The 16929-nt window shown below is 38.4% G+C and carries 15 protein-coding genes; 2 read left to right on the top strand and 13 right to left on the bottom strand.

The features are described 5' to 3' along the window. From dnaK to dnaG, 6 genes are all read right to left on the bottom strand, one after another. A partial coding sequence (gene dnaK, locus ACJQWY_RS02145) for a molecular chaperone DnaK (protein ID WP_407076111.1) occupies window positions 1-1329 on the bottom strand: 1329 nt, incomplete at its 3' end. A gap of 23 nt (window positions 1330-1352) precedes the next feature. Continuing rightward, window positions 1353-1907, bottom strand: coding sequence for a nucleotide exchange factor GrpE (grpE, locus tag ACJQWY_RS02140; RefSeq protein WP_407076110.1), 555 nt, complete (start codon window positions 1905-1907; stop codon window positions 1353-1355). A gap of 15 nt (window positions 1908-1922) precedes the next feature. Further along, complete coding sequence (gene hrcA, locus ACJQWY_RS02135) at window positions 1923-2945, bottom strand: heat-inducible transcriptional repressor HrcA (RefSeq protein WP_407076109.1); 1023 nt, start codon at window positions 2943-2945, stop codon at window positions 1923-1925. A gap of 268 nt (window positions 2946-3213) precedes the next feature. After that, window positions 3214-4392 carry a DUF2075 domain-containing protein gene (locus ACJQWY_RS02130; protein WP_407076117.1) on the bottom strand — a complete coding sequence of 393 codons (1179 nt, stop codon included), beginning with the start codon at window positions 4390-4392 and terminating at the stop codon, window positions 3214-3216. A 623-nt stretch (window positions 4393-5015) separates the two neighbouring features. Next, entirely contained in the window at window positions 5016-6152 is a 1137-nt protein-coding gene (gene rpoD / locus ACJQWY_RS02125) for an RNA polymerase sigma factor RpoD (RefSeq protein ID WP_407076108.1), read from the bottom strand. A gap of 29 nt (window positions 6153-6181) precedes the next feature. Beyond that, the gene (dnaG, locus tag ACJQWY_RS02120) at window positions 6182-8032 is read right to left on the bottom strand and encodes a DNA primase (RefSeq protein ID WP_407076116.1); all 1851 of its coding nucleotides are present in this window, start codon (window positions 8030-8032) and stop codon (window positions 6182-6184) included. Window positions 8033-8219: 187 nt separating this feature from the next. Here dnaG and ACJQWY_RS02115 point away from each other — a divergent pair, with 187 nt between their 5' ends. Then, window positions 8220-8546, top strand: coding sequence for a heavy metal-binding domain-containing protein (locus tag ACJQWY_RS02115; RefSeq protein WP_407076107.1), 327 nt, complete (start codon window positions 8220-8222; stop codon window positions 8544-8546). A gap of 679 nt (window positions 8547-9225) precedes the next feature. Here the strand turns inward: ACJQWY_RS02115 and ACJQWY_RS02110 are convergent. From ACJQWY_RS02110 to ACJQWY_RS02100, 3 genes are all read right to left on the bottom strand, one after another. After that, window positions 9226-10413, bottom strand: a complete 1188-nt coding sequence (locus ACJQWY_RS02110) for an iron-containing alcohol dehydrogenase (RefSeq protein WP_407076115.1) — start codon at window positions 10411-10413, stop codon at window positions 9226-9228. A 108-nt stretch (window positions 10414-10521) separates the two neighbouring features. Continuing rightward, on the bottom strand, window positions 10522-10842 hold the full coding sequence (locus ACJQWY_RS02105; protein WP_407076106.1) for a DMT family transporter: 321 nt from the start codon (window positions 10840-10842) through the stop codon (window positions 10522-10524). Window positions 10843-10950: 108 nt separating this feature from the next. Further along, entirely contained in the window at window positions 10951-11952 is a 1002-nt protein-coding gene (locus tag ACJQWY_RS02100; protein ID WP_407076105.1) for a WxLIP family cell surface protein, read from the bottom strand. 227 nt (window positions 11953-12179) lie between these two features. Between ACJQWY_RS02100 and tagD the strand changes: the two genes are divergently transcribed. Continuing rightward, a complete protein-coding gene (tagD, locus tag ACJQWY_RS02095) occupies window positions 12180-12596 on the top strand; it encodes a glycerol-3-phosphate cytidylyltransferase (RefSeq protein WP_407076104.1) in 417 nt (138 codons plus the stop codon). 27 nt (window positions 12597-12623) lie between these two features. On the opposite strand, the gene ACJQWY_RS02090 is transcribed toward tagD, so the two are convergent. Genes ACJQWY_RS02090 through ACJQWY_RS02075 form a run of 4 tightly spaced genes read right to left on the bottom strand, consistent with a single transcriptional unit; the run spans window position 12624 to window position 16919 of the window. Next, the gene (locus ACJQWY_RS02090; protein WP_407076103.1) at window positions 12624-13442 is read right to left on the bottom strand and encodes a LicD family protein; all 819 of its coding nucleotides are present in this window, start codon (window positions 13440-13442) and stop codon (window positions 12624-12626) included. Window positions 13443-13458: 16 nt separating this feature from the next. Beyond that, window positions 13459-14274, bottom strand: a complete 816-nt coding sequence (locus ACJQWY_RS02085) for an ABC transporter permease (RefSeq protein WP_407076102.1) — start codon at window positions 14272-14274, stop codon at window positions 13459-13461. A gap of 31 nt (window positions 14275-14305) precedes the next feature. Further along, entirely contained in the window at window positions 14306-15895 is a 1590-nt protein-coding gene (locus tag ACJQWY_RS02080) for an ABC transporter ATP-binding protein (protein ID WP_407076101.1), read from the bottom strand. A gap of 13 nt (window positions 15896-15908) precedes the next feature. Then, complete coding sequence (locus tag ACJQWY_RS02075; RefSeq protein WP_407076100.1) at window positions 15909-16919, bottom strand: hypothetical protein; 1011 nt, start codon at window positions 16917-16919, stop codon at window positions 15909-15911. Window positions 16920-16929: the final 10 nt, after the last annotated feature.

Genomic DNA, 16929 nt, shown 5'->3' with positions numbered 1-16929 from the left:
GATTTGTGGAACACCACGAGGAGCAGCAGGAATATCTGCTAATTGGAAGCGTCCCAAAGTCTTGTTGTCGGCAGCCATCGCACGCTCACCTTGCAAAACATGGATATCAACAGCTGGTTGATTATCAGCGGCAGTTGAGAAGACTTGTGACTTAGAAGTTGGAATAGTCGTGTTACGATCAATCAACTTCGTGAAGACACCACCCATTGTCTCAATACCAAGGGTCAAAGGTGTCACGTCCAAAAGTACGACATCCTTAACATCACCAGTAATCACACCACCTTGAACTGCAGCTCCCAAAGCAACCGCTTCATCAGGATTGATTGAGTGGCTAGGTTCTTTACCAGTCAACTCCTTAACGAATTCTTGAACAGCAGGGATACGAGTTGAACCACCGTTTAAGATTACTTGATCAATATCAGAATTACTCAAGCCAGCATCCTTCAAAGCAGTCTCAACTGAGGCCTTAGTCCGCTCAACCAAATCAAGTGTCAATTGATTGAACTTAGCCCGCGTCAAAGTCGTTTGGATGTGCAAAGGACCATTATCTGACGAAGCAATAAATGGCAAATCAATTTGTGCTTCAGTCGCTTGTGATAATGTCTTCTTAGCCGTCTCTGCAGCTTCTTTCAACCGTTGCATTGCCAAGGCGTCTTGCTTCAAGTCCACACCATTTTCATTCTTGAAGTCATCAGCCAACCAGTCAATAATCTTAGCATCGAAGTCATCTCCACCAAGATGTGTATCACCAGAAGTTGACAAAACTTCAAATACGCCATCACCTAATTCCAGAATCGAAACGTCAAAGGTTCCACCACCAAGGTCATAAACTAAGACTTTTTCATCCTTATCCAAATCATCAAGACCATAGGCCAAAGCTGCGGCCGTTGGCTCGTTGATAATCCGCTCAACTTCTAAGCCAGCAATCTTTCCAGCATTCTTAGTAGCTTGACGTTGGGCATCGTTAAAGTAAGCAGGCACTGTAATAACAGCCTTATCAACTGTCTCACCTAGATAATCTTCAGCATACTTCTTGATGTATTGCAAAATCATAGCTGAAATTTCTTCAGGTGTGTAATCCTTACCACCTGCATTAACCTTATATCCTTCTTCACCCATGTGTGACTTAATTGAAATCACAGTATCAGGGTTAGTCATTGCTTGACGCTTAGCTGTATCACCAACTTGTGTCTCACCATTCTTAAATGAAACAACTGACGGTGTGGTCCGTCCTCCATTAGGATTAGTGATAATCTTTGGCTCTCCACCTTCCATAACAGCAACGGCAGAGTTTGTAGTTCCTAAATCAATTCCAATAATCTTTGACATAACTTAATACCTCACTTTTAATTTTAGTTATAAATTACAACCATGGCTGGGCGAACAACGCGATCGGCCAAGACATAACCTTTTTGCAAAACCTGTGCAATCGTATCAGCCGGATGCTCTGCATCGGCTGGTGCCGTTTGTACTGACTGATGAATTTCTGGATTAAATTGCTCCCCTACTGTGCCAACAGCATGAATATCGTTATCTTCTAAGGCTTTAATCAACGTCTTAGAAACCATCTCAACCCCTGTCTTAAGTTGCTGAGCAGCCTCACTGTCCGTTTCAACTTGCACGGCGCGTTCTAAATTATCTAAAGCTGGCAAAATTGATTTCGCCAACTTTTGCGTGGCATACTTTAAAGCTACGGTTTGCTCTTTAGCAAACCGGCTTTGCATATTTTGCATTTCTGCATTAACACGTAGATATTTATCTTCCAATTCGTCGTAACGTGTTTGCAAAGTTTCATCATCAACTGCTGATTCTAGGTTTTGCGCTTCTGCTTCATTTGTAGTTGGTTCTAATTCTTCAACTTCAACCTCTTCTACAACTTCATCACGTTCCTCTTGATTTTCCGCCATGTATACACCTCTTTTCTAATAATATTCAAGTAATTCTTCAGCAACTGCTTGCTTAACTCCTGTTAATAGGTTGGCTAATTCAGCATATGGTATGCTAGTTGGTCCCAAAATAGCTAATTCTCCAAAGCCATGTCGCGGAACGGCATAGCGCGTAGACATTAAACTATATGGTCGCAAATGAGCGTTGATATTCTCATCCCCAATTTGAATGACAATTCCATCATTTACCGAGCCAATTACATGCCGCATTTCAATCGGATCTTCCAAAAGCTCAAATAACGTTTTAACATCTTTTAGGCTTGCCCCAGCGGCAAAATCCATAATGTTTAACCGTCCGCCCATGAAAACCTTATCTTGAATTGAACGGGATAACATATCGCCGAACAATTGTAGAAATGCTTGTGGTGATCGAATCGTACGCTCCAAGTCGAGTGGTAAATCACCGCTCAAACTATCCAGTGCCTCATGAATCGACCGTCCTACTAACTTTCCATTAATATAAGAAACAATTGCTTGTAGCTCTTGGACCGTTGCACCTTTAGGCAATCGGAAACTTTGACTAACCGTCTGACCATCATTTGTTACCAAAATTGCCATGACCTGCTGTCCATCAGTTGGGATTAATTGCAATCCCGATAAACGCACGTCACGTGTTTCTGGCTTCAACGCTAAGACTGTTAGTCCTGTTTTATCAGCTAGATATTTAGTAACTTGTTGCAAAAGATCATCAACCTCTTGAAACCGTCGACTAAACATTTGCCTTAATTCCGCTTGAATCCTATTAGTACTTTGATTCCATGACATTAAATAATCCACATAATAGCGATAACCTTGTTGAGATGGCACACGTCCAGAAGAAGTGTGTTCCTTTCGAAGCAACCCTTGCGTCTCCAAGTGTGCCATTTCGTTGCGAATCGTCGCCGAACTTACTGGTAATTTAATATCCACAAGTAATGCTTTAGAACCCACGGCTTTTCCTGAATGAATGTAATCAGCAATAATCGCATTTAAAATAATCCGTTGTCGCTCAGTTAACATTTCAAACCAACTTTCCGTTTAGCTTAGCACTCATATCTTGTTCTTGCTAACATCTATAATAATACACCCTTTCAAAAAGATGTCAACCTTTTTAGCACTTTTATTTAGCGAGTGCTAAAAACTAGTCAAAACATTGCACGCCAACGTTTCAATGCTTGTTTAATAGTTTCGTTTTTCAAAAAAACAATTATTTTTTCTGATATTTTTTGACTTCATACAAATAAAAAAGCTCAGAACATTTAGCTCCAAACTACTTTTACCGGAATTCTTAATTTTCTTGATTTACGGTTGGATTTAACTCCAATAAACGAGCCCGCAAGGCATCATCATACGCTGTCAAATACAAACCATATTTACCCCGCTTAATTAAGACGTTAAGCACATTAGCAATAAATTCCTTGTACTCTGCTTGCGTAAATTGCCGATCTTTCCGCTTTTTGAAAATTTCTTTATGTGAATACTTCTCGGGGATAATTGTCATCACATCATTTTCAGCATCATATCCAAACGAAGGACCAATAATCATTCCCACATAATTCAAATCAAATCCTTGTAAGGTATAAATAGTCCCAACTTGAGTCAGTGATCCTTCTCGCTTGGCCCAGTGCGTCCGTTGCGGATCCCACTCATCCCATGGCAAACTAAATGTATCCATTTCAACATTATGCCGTCCATCAATGCGTGGAAAGCCTGATGTTGCGACAACGCGACTCATGCCTACTTCACGATTTTTAGCCTTAATTTGTTCATATAGAGCACCAGCTGTATCAAACATTTTGAATTCAAATGAACTATTATCCGGGAAGGTCGTCAATGGACTTTGCGCCGTTAAATTATCCATCCAAGCCACTTGCTCATCACTAGCCACCATGCGATATTGAAAATTCATATCAAAAATCTTGTAGGGGTGTTTCCCAATCGTTTTAAATAACAAATCCTTGTCCCAATACATTTTTGACTGGAAGACTTGCGCAAAATCATATACAACCACTACAACTTTGGCCAAGCTCATTAAATCGGTCAGTTGATTTTCACCCCGGTAGTGAGCATATGGTTCTGACTTGGAATACAATAGGTGGGCTTCATCGACAAAGATAATATCATATTTCTTATGATTCTTCTGTGCATCATTAATTAGCGCCGTGGGTCGCCGGATTGATTTAACATTCATATTTGGGATTGCGACTCCCAAATCTTGATAGGCTTTATATAATTCAGGATGATTAACAACCAAAGCGGTCTTATAACGATGATCAGTCATATATTGCCGAACCAATTCCATCAAAACGACTGATTTACCCGTTCCGGCAGCTCCTTGAATAATTGCCACACTATGTTCATTGCCTTGCAAACTTTGCGCAATATAGGTATTCATTTTTTGAATGATAGTCTTTTGATTATCTGACAAATCATCAACAAAAAATTGTTCTTTTAACACCGGGTTCATTTTCATTATTAATTCCCCATCCTTTTTTCAATAATAATTTCATTTTACCATTCTTAATACGGTCACATGCATCATTTCTGTTGCTTATTGCTAAGACATTTTAAAAATCCTACATTCTAATATACAGGACTCCTCAATCACAAGCCACGGTACACCTAAGCAAAAATGCTGTTAGCAGTTCACAATGCTTAATATGTAATTTTATCATCATCAAGCACTTTAAACATTGAAAAGACCATGCCTCCAACCGTTTGCGCATACATTTCATGCTTTGCCAAATCCGTCACCAATCCAATATTGCGTGGCATCCATCATCGGTGATTATGCAACAGCTTATTCTAGCCCCACGAGGCCATTAGCCCTGGAAACGCCTTATATAATTAATGCATCCTACCTTCACGCTCCAAACTGTTCATATTCGCAGAAATGAGACTCACCCGAATAAATCATAAAGGCGCTATATAAGCTCCAAGTAGATCAAAGAATCCATATCCCTTCACATTTTCAATTGATGAAGGTCATAACACATTAATAATTCAACAACGGAAAAACATCAGTTAACTTGGATAAATAAAAAAACTCATCCAGTTATGAGTTTTTTAAACTTTAAAATTTTAATCTTCTTAATCCAAGAAGTCACGCAATTGCTTTGAACGTGTTGGGTGGCGCAACTTCCGTAAAGCCTTGGCTTCAATTTGCCGAATACGTTCACGCGTAACCCCAAAGACTTTTCCAACTTCTTCCAAAGTCCGTGTTCGACCATCTTCCAAACCAAATCGTAACCGCAAAACGTTTTCTTCCCGTTCTGTCAAAGTATCAAGCACCGCTTCCAGCTGTTCCTTCAACATTTGATAAGCAGCTGAATCAGCCGGTGAAACGGCTTCATTATCTTCAATGAAGTCACCCAGATGCGAGTCATCCTCTTCTCCGATTGGCGTCTCCAAAGAAACTGGCTCTTGGGCGATTTTTAGAATATCACGCACTTTTTCTGTTGGGATATCCATTTCTGCACCGATTTCCTCAGGCGTTGGTTCCCGACCCAAATCAGACAACAAAGCCCGCTGAATGCGAATCAACTTATTAATCGTTTCAACCATATGCACTGGAATCCGAATGGTCCGCGCTTGGTCAGCAATGGCACGCGTAATCGCTTGCCGAATCCACCAAGTTGCATAAGTTGAGAACTTAAATCCTTTGCGATAATCGAACTTCTCAACGGCCTTCATCAGCCCCATATTTCCTTCTTGAATCAAGTCCAAGAATTGCATTCCCCGTCCGACATACCGCTTAGCAATTGACACCACTAATCGTAAATTAGCTTCTGCTAGCTCTTGCTTAGCTGACTCATCTCCGGACTCAATCCGTTCGGCTAATTGAACTTCTTGCTCTCCCGTCAACAAATCAACTCGCCCAATTTCTTTTAAATACATCCGCACTGGATCATTAATTTTCATTCCATTGGGAGCCTCTTCAGCTTCACGCAATTCTTTTTCAGTTAATTTAGTTTTATTATTATTTAAAGCTCGTGCAGCCGGTTCTCCTTTTTCATCAACGATTGAAATTCCTGCTGATTCCACCTTATCATAAAGCTCGTCAATTTGATCTGCGTTTAAATTCCAACGCTTCACCAAAGTTTCATGTAATTCATCTTCTTTAATTTGTTTGGCTTGCTTATACTCAGCTACTAAATTTTTAATCGCTTTATCAAAACCTTTTTGATCAAACGGTTCATTCGTGGTCATTTCTTTTGCTTTTGCCATATTTAAAGCTCCTCTTTTTTACTACAGTCTCACTGACTTGCCAGATCCTTTGTCTGTTGCTTTCGTAGCAACGTTAGTAATTCCATACTAAGTTGGGTTACTAAGCTGTCATTATGCATCTGCTTGGCTTCTGATAACGCCCGTTTCTTTTGCACAATCTGTTGTTGCAGAGGTGCGGTTGTAACAATAACTTGAATATATTCTGGGACTTGACTTTTATTTTGCATTAAAGCCGGATTAATATTATCTAATTCGGCGACCATCCGTGACATTTCAGGTTCTTTGACAAAATTCATAAAATTAGCCAAGTTATCAATTGTGGTTACTTGGTTAATTTCTTTATAATTTTCAGCTAGCAGAAAAATAGTTTCGTAAATAACATCGACAAACTGAAAATTAGGCTCGCGTGTGACCATCAACCAAACATCTTGGTCCTTAAGCATCCACGCCAACAAAATCCGCTCAGCTTGCTCAATCCCAGACAGTTGTGGTTTACGCTGCGCAACATGCTCAACTAGATTGGCTTGACTAGCCTGCATTTTATTATCACTGGCGCGGCCTTGCGCGGTCTTTTGCAACAAAAGATGTCGCAATTGTTCTTCCAGGCCATCTAAACTTACATCAAATTCATCGGCCAAACGTTTCAAATAAGTTTGGCGAACTAAAGGTTCTTTGACACCAGCCACCACTGGCAAAACTTGCTCGAGATAATTAAAAATATCATTTTGATTTTGTAAATTATAATCTTGCCGGAAATAACGCAAACTAAACGCTACCGGATCTTCCAAATTACGCTGTAAAACTTGCCGAAAGGCTTCAACACCCTTTTGTCGCACATACTCATCTGGATCTAAGCCATCCGGAATATGTAAAATTTGTGGTTTAGCAGCACTATTTTGTTCAATCAAATTTAGCGCACGTAAACTCGCTGCTTGTCCTGCCGTATCGGCATCATATGCAATCGTGATGACTTGCGCCATCCGCCCCAAACGTTGTACTTGTTTTTGCGTTAGGCTGGTCCCCATCGAGGCCACTCCATTGGTTACCCCGGCTTGAAAAGCAGCAATTACATCCATGAAGCCTTCAAACAAAATTACAGACTTAGTTTTACGAATACTTCCCTTCGCCAAATCTAAATTAAATAATTCATTTGACTTATCAAAAATCAAACTTTCAGGACTATTCATATACTTCGCGACGCTATCATCTTGTGACATTCGTCGTCCCGAAAAAGCAATCGGCGCGCCGTTTTGATTTCGAATCGTAAAGAGTGCACGATCAACAAACCGGTCATGTAAACTTCCATCATCCCATTCAATGAATAATTCAGAGTCACGTAGGAGCTGATAATCAATATTTTTTTCTTTAAAGTACTGGAATAACGCATCTCCCTCTGGTGCATAACCAAGCATATACGTATCAATCGTACTATCATCTAAACCTCGCTGATGGAGATAATTCAGCGCTGCAGACCCAACCGCAGTATTAAGTAATAAATAATGATAGAAATGCATCGCGTCATCATACAAGGCTAAAACCGCGCGCTCTTGGTCTGAAATTCGTGACTGATTCGCTTGGTTGTTAGCAATATAACTAGCATCCAATTCAACCCCGGCTTGCTCTGCTACCCGCGCCACCGCCTGCACAAATGTTAAATCTTCTTTTTCCATTAAAAACGTATAGACATTCCCCCCACGTCCACACGAAAAACAATGAAAAATCTGTTTTTCTTCATTTACCGAAAAAGATGGGGTTCTTTCTTCATGCCAAGGACATTTGCCAAAAAAATTACGTCCTTGTTTTTTTAAAGTGACATATGGACTGATTACGTCAACAATATTCACATTCTGGCGGATATTTTCAACGACTTCATCTGGAATTGAAACAGCGATGATAATCCCCTCCTCATGATTTAAACACTAAATAAGCAACTTTAAGTATCACATTTTGTCAATTCCTTGTCAAGCCCGTCGCATCAAAGCCTCATCATCAATTCATCAGCCAGAATTATATGCTATAGTTATAGATAATAGGTTAGCCTAAAACATATAATTAAGGAGTTATCAAATGAACGAAATCAAAATTGTCACGACTGAAAACATCGCCGGCCATGCCGTCACCGAAACTTTAGGCGAAGTTTTTGGTCTCACAACCCGTTCTCGCAATATTTTTTCTAGTATTGGACAAGGCCTGAAAACCATTGTCGGCGGTGAGATAAAGGGCTACTCAACTTTACAAGAATTAGCACGACAAGAAGCTATCACACGCTTACGCCAACAAGCTGCTATGTTAGGTGCTGATGCAGTCATTATGTTTCGCTTTGACTCATCCTCTTCTAATATTGGTGATTCCGTCACCGCTTATGGGACCGCAGTCAAACTTGCTAAAATTTAAATCATTTTTCATCATCAGGAATAAAGCTAACCAAGTACTTTAAAACTTGGTTAGCTTTATTATTTTTCATAAATCAGAACCTTATCTCTATTTACATTATCCTTAATCGTTTGATTTAATTCGTTCACGCTTCGTTTTTCTAAGGTGGATACTCAATTAATATCAACTTGTCGGTCTAAAACCTCGGGACTTTCCAAATCACGTTACATTCTACACAAAATTTTATCCTTTTCATAAAAATCATTATAGTTATTAAACCCATCAATCAATAAATCATAATCACTTGTAAAATCAAAGCTACTATTTACAAATGATCCATATATATGCATTTTCAACATCATAATCTAGACTGTCGCCACACTTCCTTGATCATATCCTATATGGCACCTTATTTACTGGTAGATCAATCTCAATCAAATATAGCACCTCACTTCATCTTAGTATTATTTTACCATGATGCTGTTCTGCTAATTTTCGAATTAACAATTCTTAATGACTTATTCGTTTTTAAACCCTTTGTTAAATTAATTAAATATTTAAAACAAAAAAATAGTGCTCCCAACAGCCACATCTAACAGCTATCTTTAACACTATTTATATTTATATATTTTAATTCAACAACTACAGAGGGTTTAAAAAACAACTTCTATACTTTTGAATCTATTAAACCGTTACTAAATTAATTTTCAAAATGATCATTTGTCATAGATGCTTGATACAAAGCTACCACGTCTTGCGCCTGCATTGGCTTATAGCCCTGCTTTGCTAACTGACCAACTTCCACCGCTGACTTAGCCATTGCTTGGAAATTAACTTCATCTTCAATTCCAACACCTGGCAAAGTCGTTGGCACTTCAAGTGACTTAACCCAATCAAAAGTTGCCTGAATAGCCGCGCGAGCTAACTTCCAATCATCATCGCCACTTAAATGCCAAACATTCTTAGCGAACTGAACAAACTTTGGCAATGAACTATCATCCAAAACATATTCCATCCAACGCGGCGTCAAGATTCCTAAGCCAACACCATGGGTAATATCATAATAAGCAGACAATTCATGTTCAATAGAATGAACTGTCCAACCATTCTCATTACCGGAACCGACTAGATTATTTAATGCCATGGTAGCAGAAATCATTAGGTTCCCCCGAGCAATATAATTATCAGGATTAGCCAAGGCCACCGGTGCATTGGCAATAACCGTCCGCATCACTCCTTCAATCATCCCATCAAATACATCCGTTGAGGCACGATCGAAATATTGTTCAGTCAAATGCGAGAAAATATCAATTGAACCAGCAGCTGTTTGCCACTTTGAAACCGAATAAGTTAACGTTGGATCCAAATATGAAACCCGTGGCGTTTGAGGACCAAAAGTACCTAACTTTTGATGCGTATCTGGATTTGAAATCACTGAACCATTATTCATCTCCGTTCCAGTCGCTGACAAAGTTAAAATATCAAGATATGGCATTTGCTTAATATTTTGACGAAGACTTGGATTCAAGACCAATTCCCATGGGTCACTTTCATAAAACTTTGCTGAAGCAATCACCTTAGAAGCATCAATAACGGAACCGCCACCAACAGCTAAGATAACGTCAATATCATGCTCTTGCACCATCTTTTGCCCTGCGCGCACAGAATCAATCTTAGGATTAGGTGCAATCCCATTCAATTCGTAAACTTCAAAGCCTTTCAACAAATCCACTACGCGCGCATATAGTCCAGACGTCTTAATTGACCCGCCACCATAAGTTAAAAGTACCTTATGTCCATATTGTGCTAAGTCTTCTGCTAATTCTGCATCAATATGATCAGTACCAAATTTTAATTTAGTATCATTAAAAATCGTAAAATCATGCATTTCCATCTGAAATATGCCTCCGCTTTTTAAGCTATCATCTGTTCTCTTCATCATCAATTATAGCACGTTTAAAATCTTAATTTTCGCATTTACTAAATTAAAATAAGTTTAATGCCCACTCGTAACCTTAATCCCGATCAAACCAATTAACAATAAAACGACAAATAACCAAGTTAAAGGGCTTAACTGGTCACCAAAAAACGTCACACCAACGATAATCGAACCTACTGCTCCGATACCTGTCCAAACCGGATAAGCAATTCCCAAGGGTAATTCTTTAATGGCTAAAGCTAACAAGCCCACACTCGCCAACATTGTAATCACCATAATGCTTGTATATTTCAAATCTGTAAAACCCTGACTTAGCTTCATGGTGGTAGCCCACACTACTTCAAATAAACCAGCACATATTAAATAAATCCATGTCATTTTTCACTGAGCCCCAATCTTTTAATTATCATCTCATTGTAGCATCTTAAGGTGCCACCGACAATTTTCACCAGCTTTTCATATTTGTTTTTACATGATGCGTAATTTTTAACGCTGTTGGCGTTTCTTTGCCCACCAATAGATGACCCAACAAACTACTAGCAAGACTAGACCACCGACAATCCAAATCCACAATGGCATTGGTGCTTGTCCGACAACGGCTCGATTAACATTTTTCGCATCTTTTGCTGTAATCACAAAATTTTTCTTAAAATGCCAATGATTATCTTTAGCATCTTGTACTTTTAAATCAAGCAAATATTTTCCCGCACGCAAATCTTTACCAGCCCAATCAATCGCAAAGTTATAGGTCGAATTGGGGGCCATTTGCATATTCTTATCATACTTAACCTGTCGTACCGTCTTTCCAGAATGACGGTCTATCACTTTAGCTTGATATTTTAAATGCCCTATCGCATCCATTGTTGGATTCCTTATTTGCGCCACGACACTCGTTTTCGCAAACGATACAGCCGGCTTAACCTTAATTAATTCTAGCTGGCGTGTGACTGGTTGATCATTTTCAGTTAATTTCAAACCAACGATATAACCAAATTCATTATTAATACCGTCCTTTTGTCCCTCATTCATTTTTAAAACTTGAATTCCTGCTAAAATTTGACCAGCATACTCTTTGGCAGGCATTTTAATTTCAATCGGAATTCGCGCACTATTTTGACCGGCGACTTTAATCGTCTTGGGTGCATGCACTATCTCAGCTAATTGATATGGAAAACTAGCATCGACGCCTTGTTTACTCTGACCATAATCAATAAAACCGGCATGATTTGTATAAGCTTGATTAATTCTAATTTTAAATTGACTCTCTGTTTGCGCAGTATTTTTTATATCCACATAAATTGTTTGCTTCTGATCCGGTGCCATCCGTAAATCAAAATAACTCTGATCTTTTTGGCTTTGATTTTCCGGTAATTCTGGAACGACACTAAATTGCACATTATTATCTGCATGGACGGGGCCAATAATGCTAAATCCTAATAAACTTGTTATAAATATGATTACCAACCAACTAAATTTATTTTTTATCATCAGCTTAACCTCGTTCCTTTCGTTGTTCAATTATAATAAATTAATGATAAAACAATGGCATCTTTTAATATTTTAATAATAACCGATTCATTATGTATTTGAAAGGGATTTCACGAAATTTATCAATTCTTTTTTAAGAGTCCCATAAAAGGTACGATTACTCCTACCATTTAGCCAATAATATGTTAAATTAAATATATTAACTATTAATATATTGAAGGACTATTATGAAAAGAATTATTACTTATGGAACATTTGACCTTTTACATTATGGACACATTAATCTTTTGAAACGCGCCCATGACTTAGGTGATTATCTCATTGTCGCTTTATCTACTGATGAATTTAATTGGGACGCTAAACAAAAAAAGACCTACTTTCCTTATGAAAAAAGAAAGCAGCTCTTAGAGGCCATTCGCTACGTCGATTTGGTGATTCCTGAAACTTCTTGGGAACAAAAAGTCTCCGATATTCAATTATATCAAGCCGATACTTTTGTCATGGGTGATGACTGGCAAGGTGAATTTGATTACATCGCTGATCAAACGGATGCCGAAGTCGTTTACTTACAACGCACCCCCGAAATCTCCACTAGTCAAATCAAAAACGATTTAAATCAACATAACTTAGCTAAAAATTCCTAAAAAAACGGCTCATTTTTGAGGCGTTTTTTATTTTAAATAGAAATGACCATGTGCTTTGCGTGCCTCTACAGGAGGCAATTCTAGATATTTAAGGCCATATAAATGTGTGAGATACGTTTTTTCATCTGCTGGTGCATATCCTTCACGTCCTTCAAATTGAATTTTTTGGCGATGCTGATAAATAGAAGCTGCATTCGTTTCGCGTTGTTGATTAATACCTTGTACGATATATAACCCCATCACTTGAGAATTTTTATATTTTGCATTCGTCTTTTCCGCTAATGCAGACATCTTACGCGCAAAATAACTAATTTTGAAGGGCTTCAATAAAACCCGTAAACTTTCCTTGCAAAAAATGGCCAACCGCGATTCATCATCACGATATCCCACACGTCTTTTACTATTTCTCAAAACATCCAAAATTTTCATTTGGTAATAATGTCTTTTTTGCCCTTGCTGAGAATCTGGTAAATGATCAATGGGAAAAATATCCAAAAAAACCCCATGGTTAATATTTAAATACTGATTGATTGAACCGGTTTGTAAATCGATCACCCGGGCGTACCCGTTCTCCCAATTCGCATCGTGTTCTAAACTTTTTAATTGAAATTGTGTATTCTGTGGTTGATATTCAGCGACAAACCGTTGATAATCATCCCTTAACAACCCTAAATCCATATCGTCATCCCAGGGAATAAATCCATGATGTCGAATCCCTCCCAGTGCGGAACCACCCGTTAAAATATATGGCATCTGATTATCCTTAAAAAACTTGATAACGTCATCATACATCGCTAATATTCGCTGTTGAACTTCAGATATTGATAATTCTTGCTGCGTTTCCATGATTTCAATCCTTAACTTAAACATATTCTGAGAATTGTGACTTAAACTTCAAATGTAAGTGTGAACCAACCATAAAAATAATCAAGGTAATAGCCCAAAATAAAATGGTCATATTATCCCAATTAATATTAAAAGCAGCTTCATTTCCAAATAAAGTATTACGGAAACCATACACCAAATAATATGTTGGATTTAGCTGTAAAATATCCATCAAAACTGGTGACATACTTTCAACCGGGAAAATAACTCCGCTCAACCACATTCCCATATTTAAAGCCGTTCCAATTAACGGAGACAAATCCGGTATGATAATCACAAGGGTTGAAAGTAATAAAGCCATGCCATATGCAAACAAAACAGCAGCAACAAAGTAATAAACCAGGGCAATTAGGTTAATATGCACGGATAAGTGGGCGTAAAGTCGAAGCCCTACACCCAGCAAAACCAACACGTATAGAGGTAGTAAATTACTTAATAGCGAAATTTGTGGCGCAATTGACAGAGGAAAATTCATTTTCGACGCAATCCCTAACTGACGCTTCACTGATTTAGAACCAACATTAATCGTTTGTGATATAAAACGGTAAACACCCATTCCCACTAGCATCCAAGACAAAAAGCCCCATGAACCGCCCGCACGATCAGAATAACTACGCAATCCCATAAAAATCATCAAAAAATAGACACTCACCTGCAAAATGGGGTTAATAATTTCCCAAACCTGACCTAAATAATAGTCCTGACTCGAACTTCGTCGATCATACTTTACAATCCGCCGAGCAATTTGATGATTCTTGATTTGTTCTATTAAAACTTGAATTAAACTATTCATTTTTACCTACCTTTAAATTTTCTTCAAATCCTTAATTTTCCAAATTATTACCATCAGCAGGAGAAGCTGCTCCTGAATCAATATTATCTCCATCCGAATTTGTACCACTATCGGAATTGGAATTATCTACTGGCGGTTGTGAATTATTTGAATCATTAGCTGGCGGAGTTACGGGTGTAGGAACAACTGCTTGACTACTACTGCTACTTACACTAGGGGTCACCGCTGGAACGGTAGGTGCAATATAAACCGGAGTCTCATCAACCGATGGAGCAATCATGCTGTCCATCGAACTTTCAACTGCATCTTTTTTACGATCCTGTTCTGTCCGCTTTTGCTTATCTAGTTTACGTCTTTTCAAGATTTTAGCGTTTTCAATCGCAGCCGCATTCCGCGTTTGAGAAGCAACTTGAATTGAATAAAGTGAAACAGCCATAAATAGGCCAATCAAGCCACCAACAATCGCCCAATTAATGACCCCAAAATGAATTTGATCTAGATTACTGCGGACCGTTCCAAACCAAAAAACATGTCGCTGCTCTTTTGGCGACAAATTTAAATTCACTAATGGGGTATCAGCATCATCTGAGACAACCGTTGGATCAAACTGCGCTTGCTTCCGCTTCGCATTTTGCATATAACGCCGTCGTGATGCTTTCGGTTTTTGCGCAAAATTGCGTTGCCACCGTTGATACTTACGTAAAACAACCTTAGTATCACCAAATTCAACCAGTTGCCCATAATGCATCCAAATGACCTTATCTGCGATTTGAGCCACTTGACTATCCGAATGACTAACAAAGAAAATGGTCTTACCACGTTCCTTGAATTCCTTAATTTTGGCAAAAGACTTGGCTGCAAAAGTTGAGTCACCAACTGATAGGGCTTCGTCAATAATCATGATGTCTGGGTCAGTTTGAATCATGATTGAAAATCCTAATTTTGATCGCATTCCGGATGAATAGCTCTTCACCGGTTGATCAATAAACTTACCAAGTTCTGAAAATTCAATAATTTCATCAATACGTTCATTAACCTGCTTCTTAGTAAAGCCTGACATGTACATCCGTAAATAAATATTATCGCGCCCAGATAGATTGGTTCGTAATCCCGCATTCACGGAAATTTCAGAGACCGCTCCATTCACATCTAAAGAACCAGTAGTAATGGGAATAAAACCACTCACTGCTTTCAATAAAGTTGATTTCCCTGAACCGTTCAGTCCGACAATGGCCACCGTCTGACCTTCTAGCACTTCAAATGAAACATCACGCAAAGACCAAAAATAATTTTGATTTCGTTGCCTAAAATTAAATAATGCCTTTAATTTATCGCTCCGCGTTTGTAACATTTCAAAACGCTTTGAAACATGTTCAGCTCTAATTTTAACTGCTGAATGCTCCACATTAGATTTTGGCATGTCTTGATTTACTATCGGTTTCACATCAACTGTACTAATGGTTTCCTGTTTATCAAGCGCTACATTTTCAACTAGTTTAGACTTTTTATGATCTTTATTGTGCGATCGTCGCCCAAAACTAAACCGACCTCTTGGCTTTTCATGCATCCGGCTATTTCGCGAACGAAAAGGCCGTTGCTCATATTCTTGCTCATCACTCATTGTCTATCCTCAACTATTTTATTAAAGTTTTCAAACTAATATCACCTTCAACAACTGTCGACTTTTGCAACTTTTGATAAGTTGCCAGCATCTGCTTTGAAGTTTTACTAAAACCATACATTGCTTGATAAATCTCAGTCATTTTAGTTTGACCAACCGGCACAAATTCTCCATCACGCATAACAAACAATGCCAAGTGATCGCCTTTGGGACGAACGCCTAATATGATTTTTTGGTTATAAGTGATTTTGATTAAATTATGGGCCAAATCTTCACTTAATGTCACTTTCCGAATCGCGCGCGGATTATGTGCTAAAGCTTTAACAGATCGATCACTAGCGAGCTTTTCATCTAATTTTGACTGATTAATGCGAGCCACTGCTAATGCTAACACCGAACCATATTGATGGTTATTCAATTTATCTAGCCCGGCTTGACTGCGTTTTTCATTTTTAAGTTTAATCGCTTGCACCCGTTCATTATATGATGATTGCTGAGTTTGCTTGATTTCAGTTAAACTAATTTTTCGCTTTTGGTCGTTTTTTAAATTTTGTTGGGTCAACGTCAAATGAGTACCATCTCCATTAATACTCAAAATTTTTGATAATCCCTTTTGATTAGATGAATAATTTTTATTAATCGAATGTTGAACCCCAAATTCGCCCAAAGCTTGGTTATCAGTATCAACAATATATTTAGAGCTTAAAATAAAATCAATATTCCCATGCCTGGGACGCCCATAACGACCATATTGCACAACCTGCTGCCGTAACTGTCCATTCAGTGACGTCCCATTAGAAGTAATAATCATCGTCCCATTCTTTAAAAAATCTACCGTGGAATTCCAAACAATCCGCCGATTACTATCTGAACTATCGATATAACTTTCTTGTGTTTTATAAGACTTACCAATTAAACTATCTCGACTTAAATAAGCATGCACTCCTAAGAAGGTCCCACCTAATGCACCTAAAGTTACCAAAACTACTATAGCATTTATTAGCCAATTGTTTTTTTTATTCATAATATTTTAC

It is taken from the genome of Weissella kandleri (genome assembly GCF_045504165.1).
Taxonomy (GTDB): domain Bacteria; phylum Bacillota; class Bacilli; order Lactobacillales; family Lactobacillaceae; genus Weissella; species Weissella kandleri_A.
The sequence above is the reverse complement of the archived record's forward strand: the minus strand, read 5'-3'. Positions and strand labels throughout refer to the sequence as shown.

What these genes read in the sequence shown, in the direction of transcription:
- ACJQWY_RS02080 (WP_407076101.1), bottom strand. Translation starts at nt 15,895, where the DNA reads ATGAGTGATGAGCAAGAATATGAGCAACGGCCTTTTCGTTCGCGAAAT.
- ACJQWY_RS02130 (WP_407076117.1), bottom strand. Translation starts at nt 4,392, where the DNA reads ATGAACCCGGTGTTAAAAGAACAATTTTTTGTTGATGATTTGTCAGAT.
- ACJQWY_RS02085 (WP_407076102.1), bottom strand. Translation starts at nt 14,274, where the DNA reads ATGAATAGTTTAATTCAAGTTTTAATAGAACAAATCAAGAATCATCAA.
- hrcA (WP_407076109.1), bottom strand. Translation starts at nt 2,945, where the DNA reads ATGTTAACTGAGCGACAACGGATTATTTTAAATGCGATTATTGCTGAT.
- ACJQWY_RS02075 (WP_407076100.1), bottom strand. Translation starts at nt 16,919, where the DNA reads ATGAATAAAAAAAACAATTGGCTAATAAATGCTATAGTAGTTTTGGTA.
- ACJQWY_RS02105 (WP_407076106.1), bottom strand. Translation starts at nt 10,842, where the DNA reads ATGACATGGATTTATTTAATATGTGCTGGTTTATTTGAAGTAGTGTGG.
- ACJQWY_RS02100 (WP_407076105.1), bottom strand. Translation starts at nt 11,952, where the DNA reads ATGATAAAAAATAAATTTAGTTGGTTGGTAATCATATTTATAACAAGT.
- ACJQWY_RS02110 (WP_407076115.1), bottom strand. Translation starts at nt 10,413, where the DNA reads ATGCATGATTTTACGATTTTTAATGATACTAAATTAAAATTTGGTACT.
- tagD (WP_407076104.1), top strand. Translation starts at nt 12,180, where the DNA reads ATGAAAAGAATTATTACTTATGGAACATTTGACCTTTTACATTATGGA.
- grpE (WP_407076110.1), bottom strand. Translation starts at nt 1,907, where the DNA reads ATGGCGGAAAATCAAGAGGAACGTGATGAAGTTGTAGAAGAGGTTGAA.
- ACJQWY_RS02115 (WP_407076107.1), top strand. Translation starts at nt 8,220, where the DNA reads ATGAACGAAATCAAAATTGTCACGACTGAAAACATCGCCGGCCATGCC.
- rpoD (WP_407076108.1), bottom strand. Translation starts at nt 6,152, where the DNA reads ATGGCAAAAGCAAAAGAAATGACCACGAATGAACCGTTTGATCAAAAA.
- ACJQWY_RS02090 (WP_407076103.1), bottom strand. Translation starts at nt 13,442, where the DNA reads ATGGAAACGCAGCAAGAATTATCAATATCTGAAGTTCAACAGCGAATA.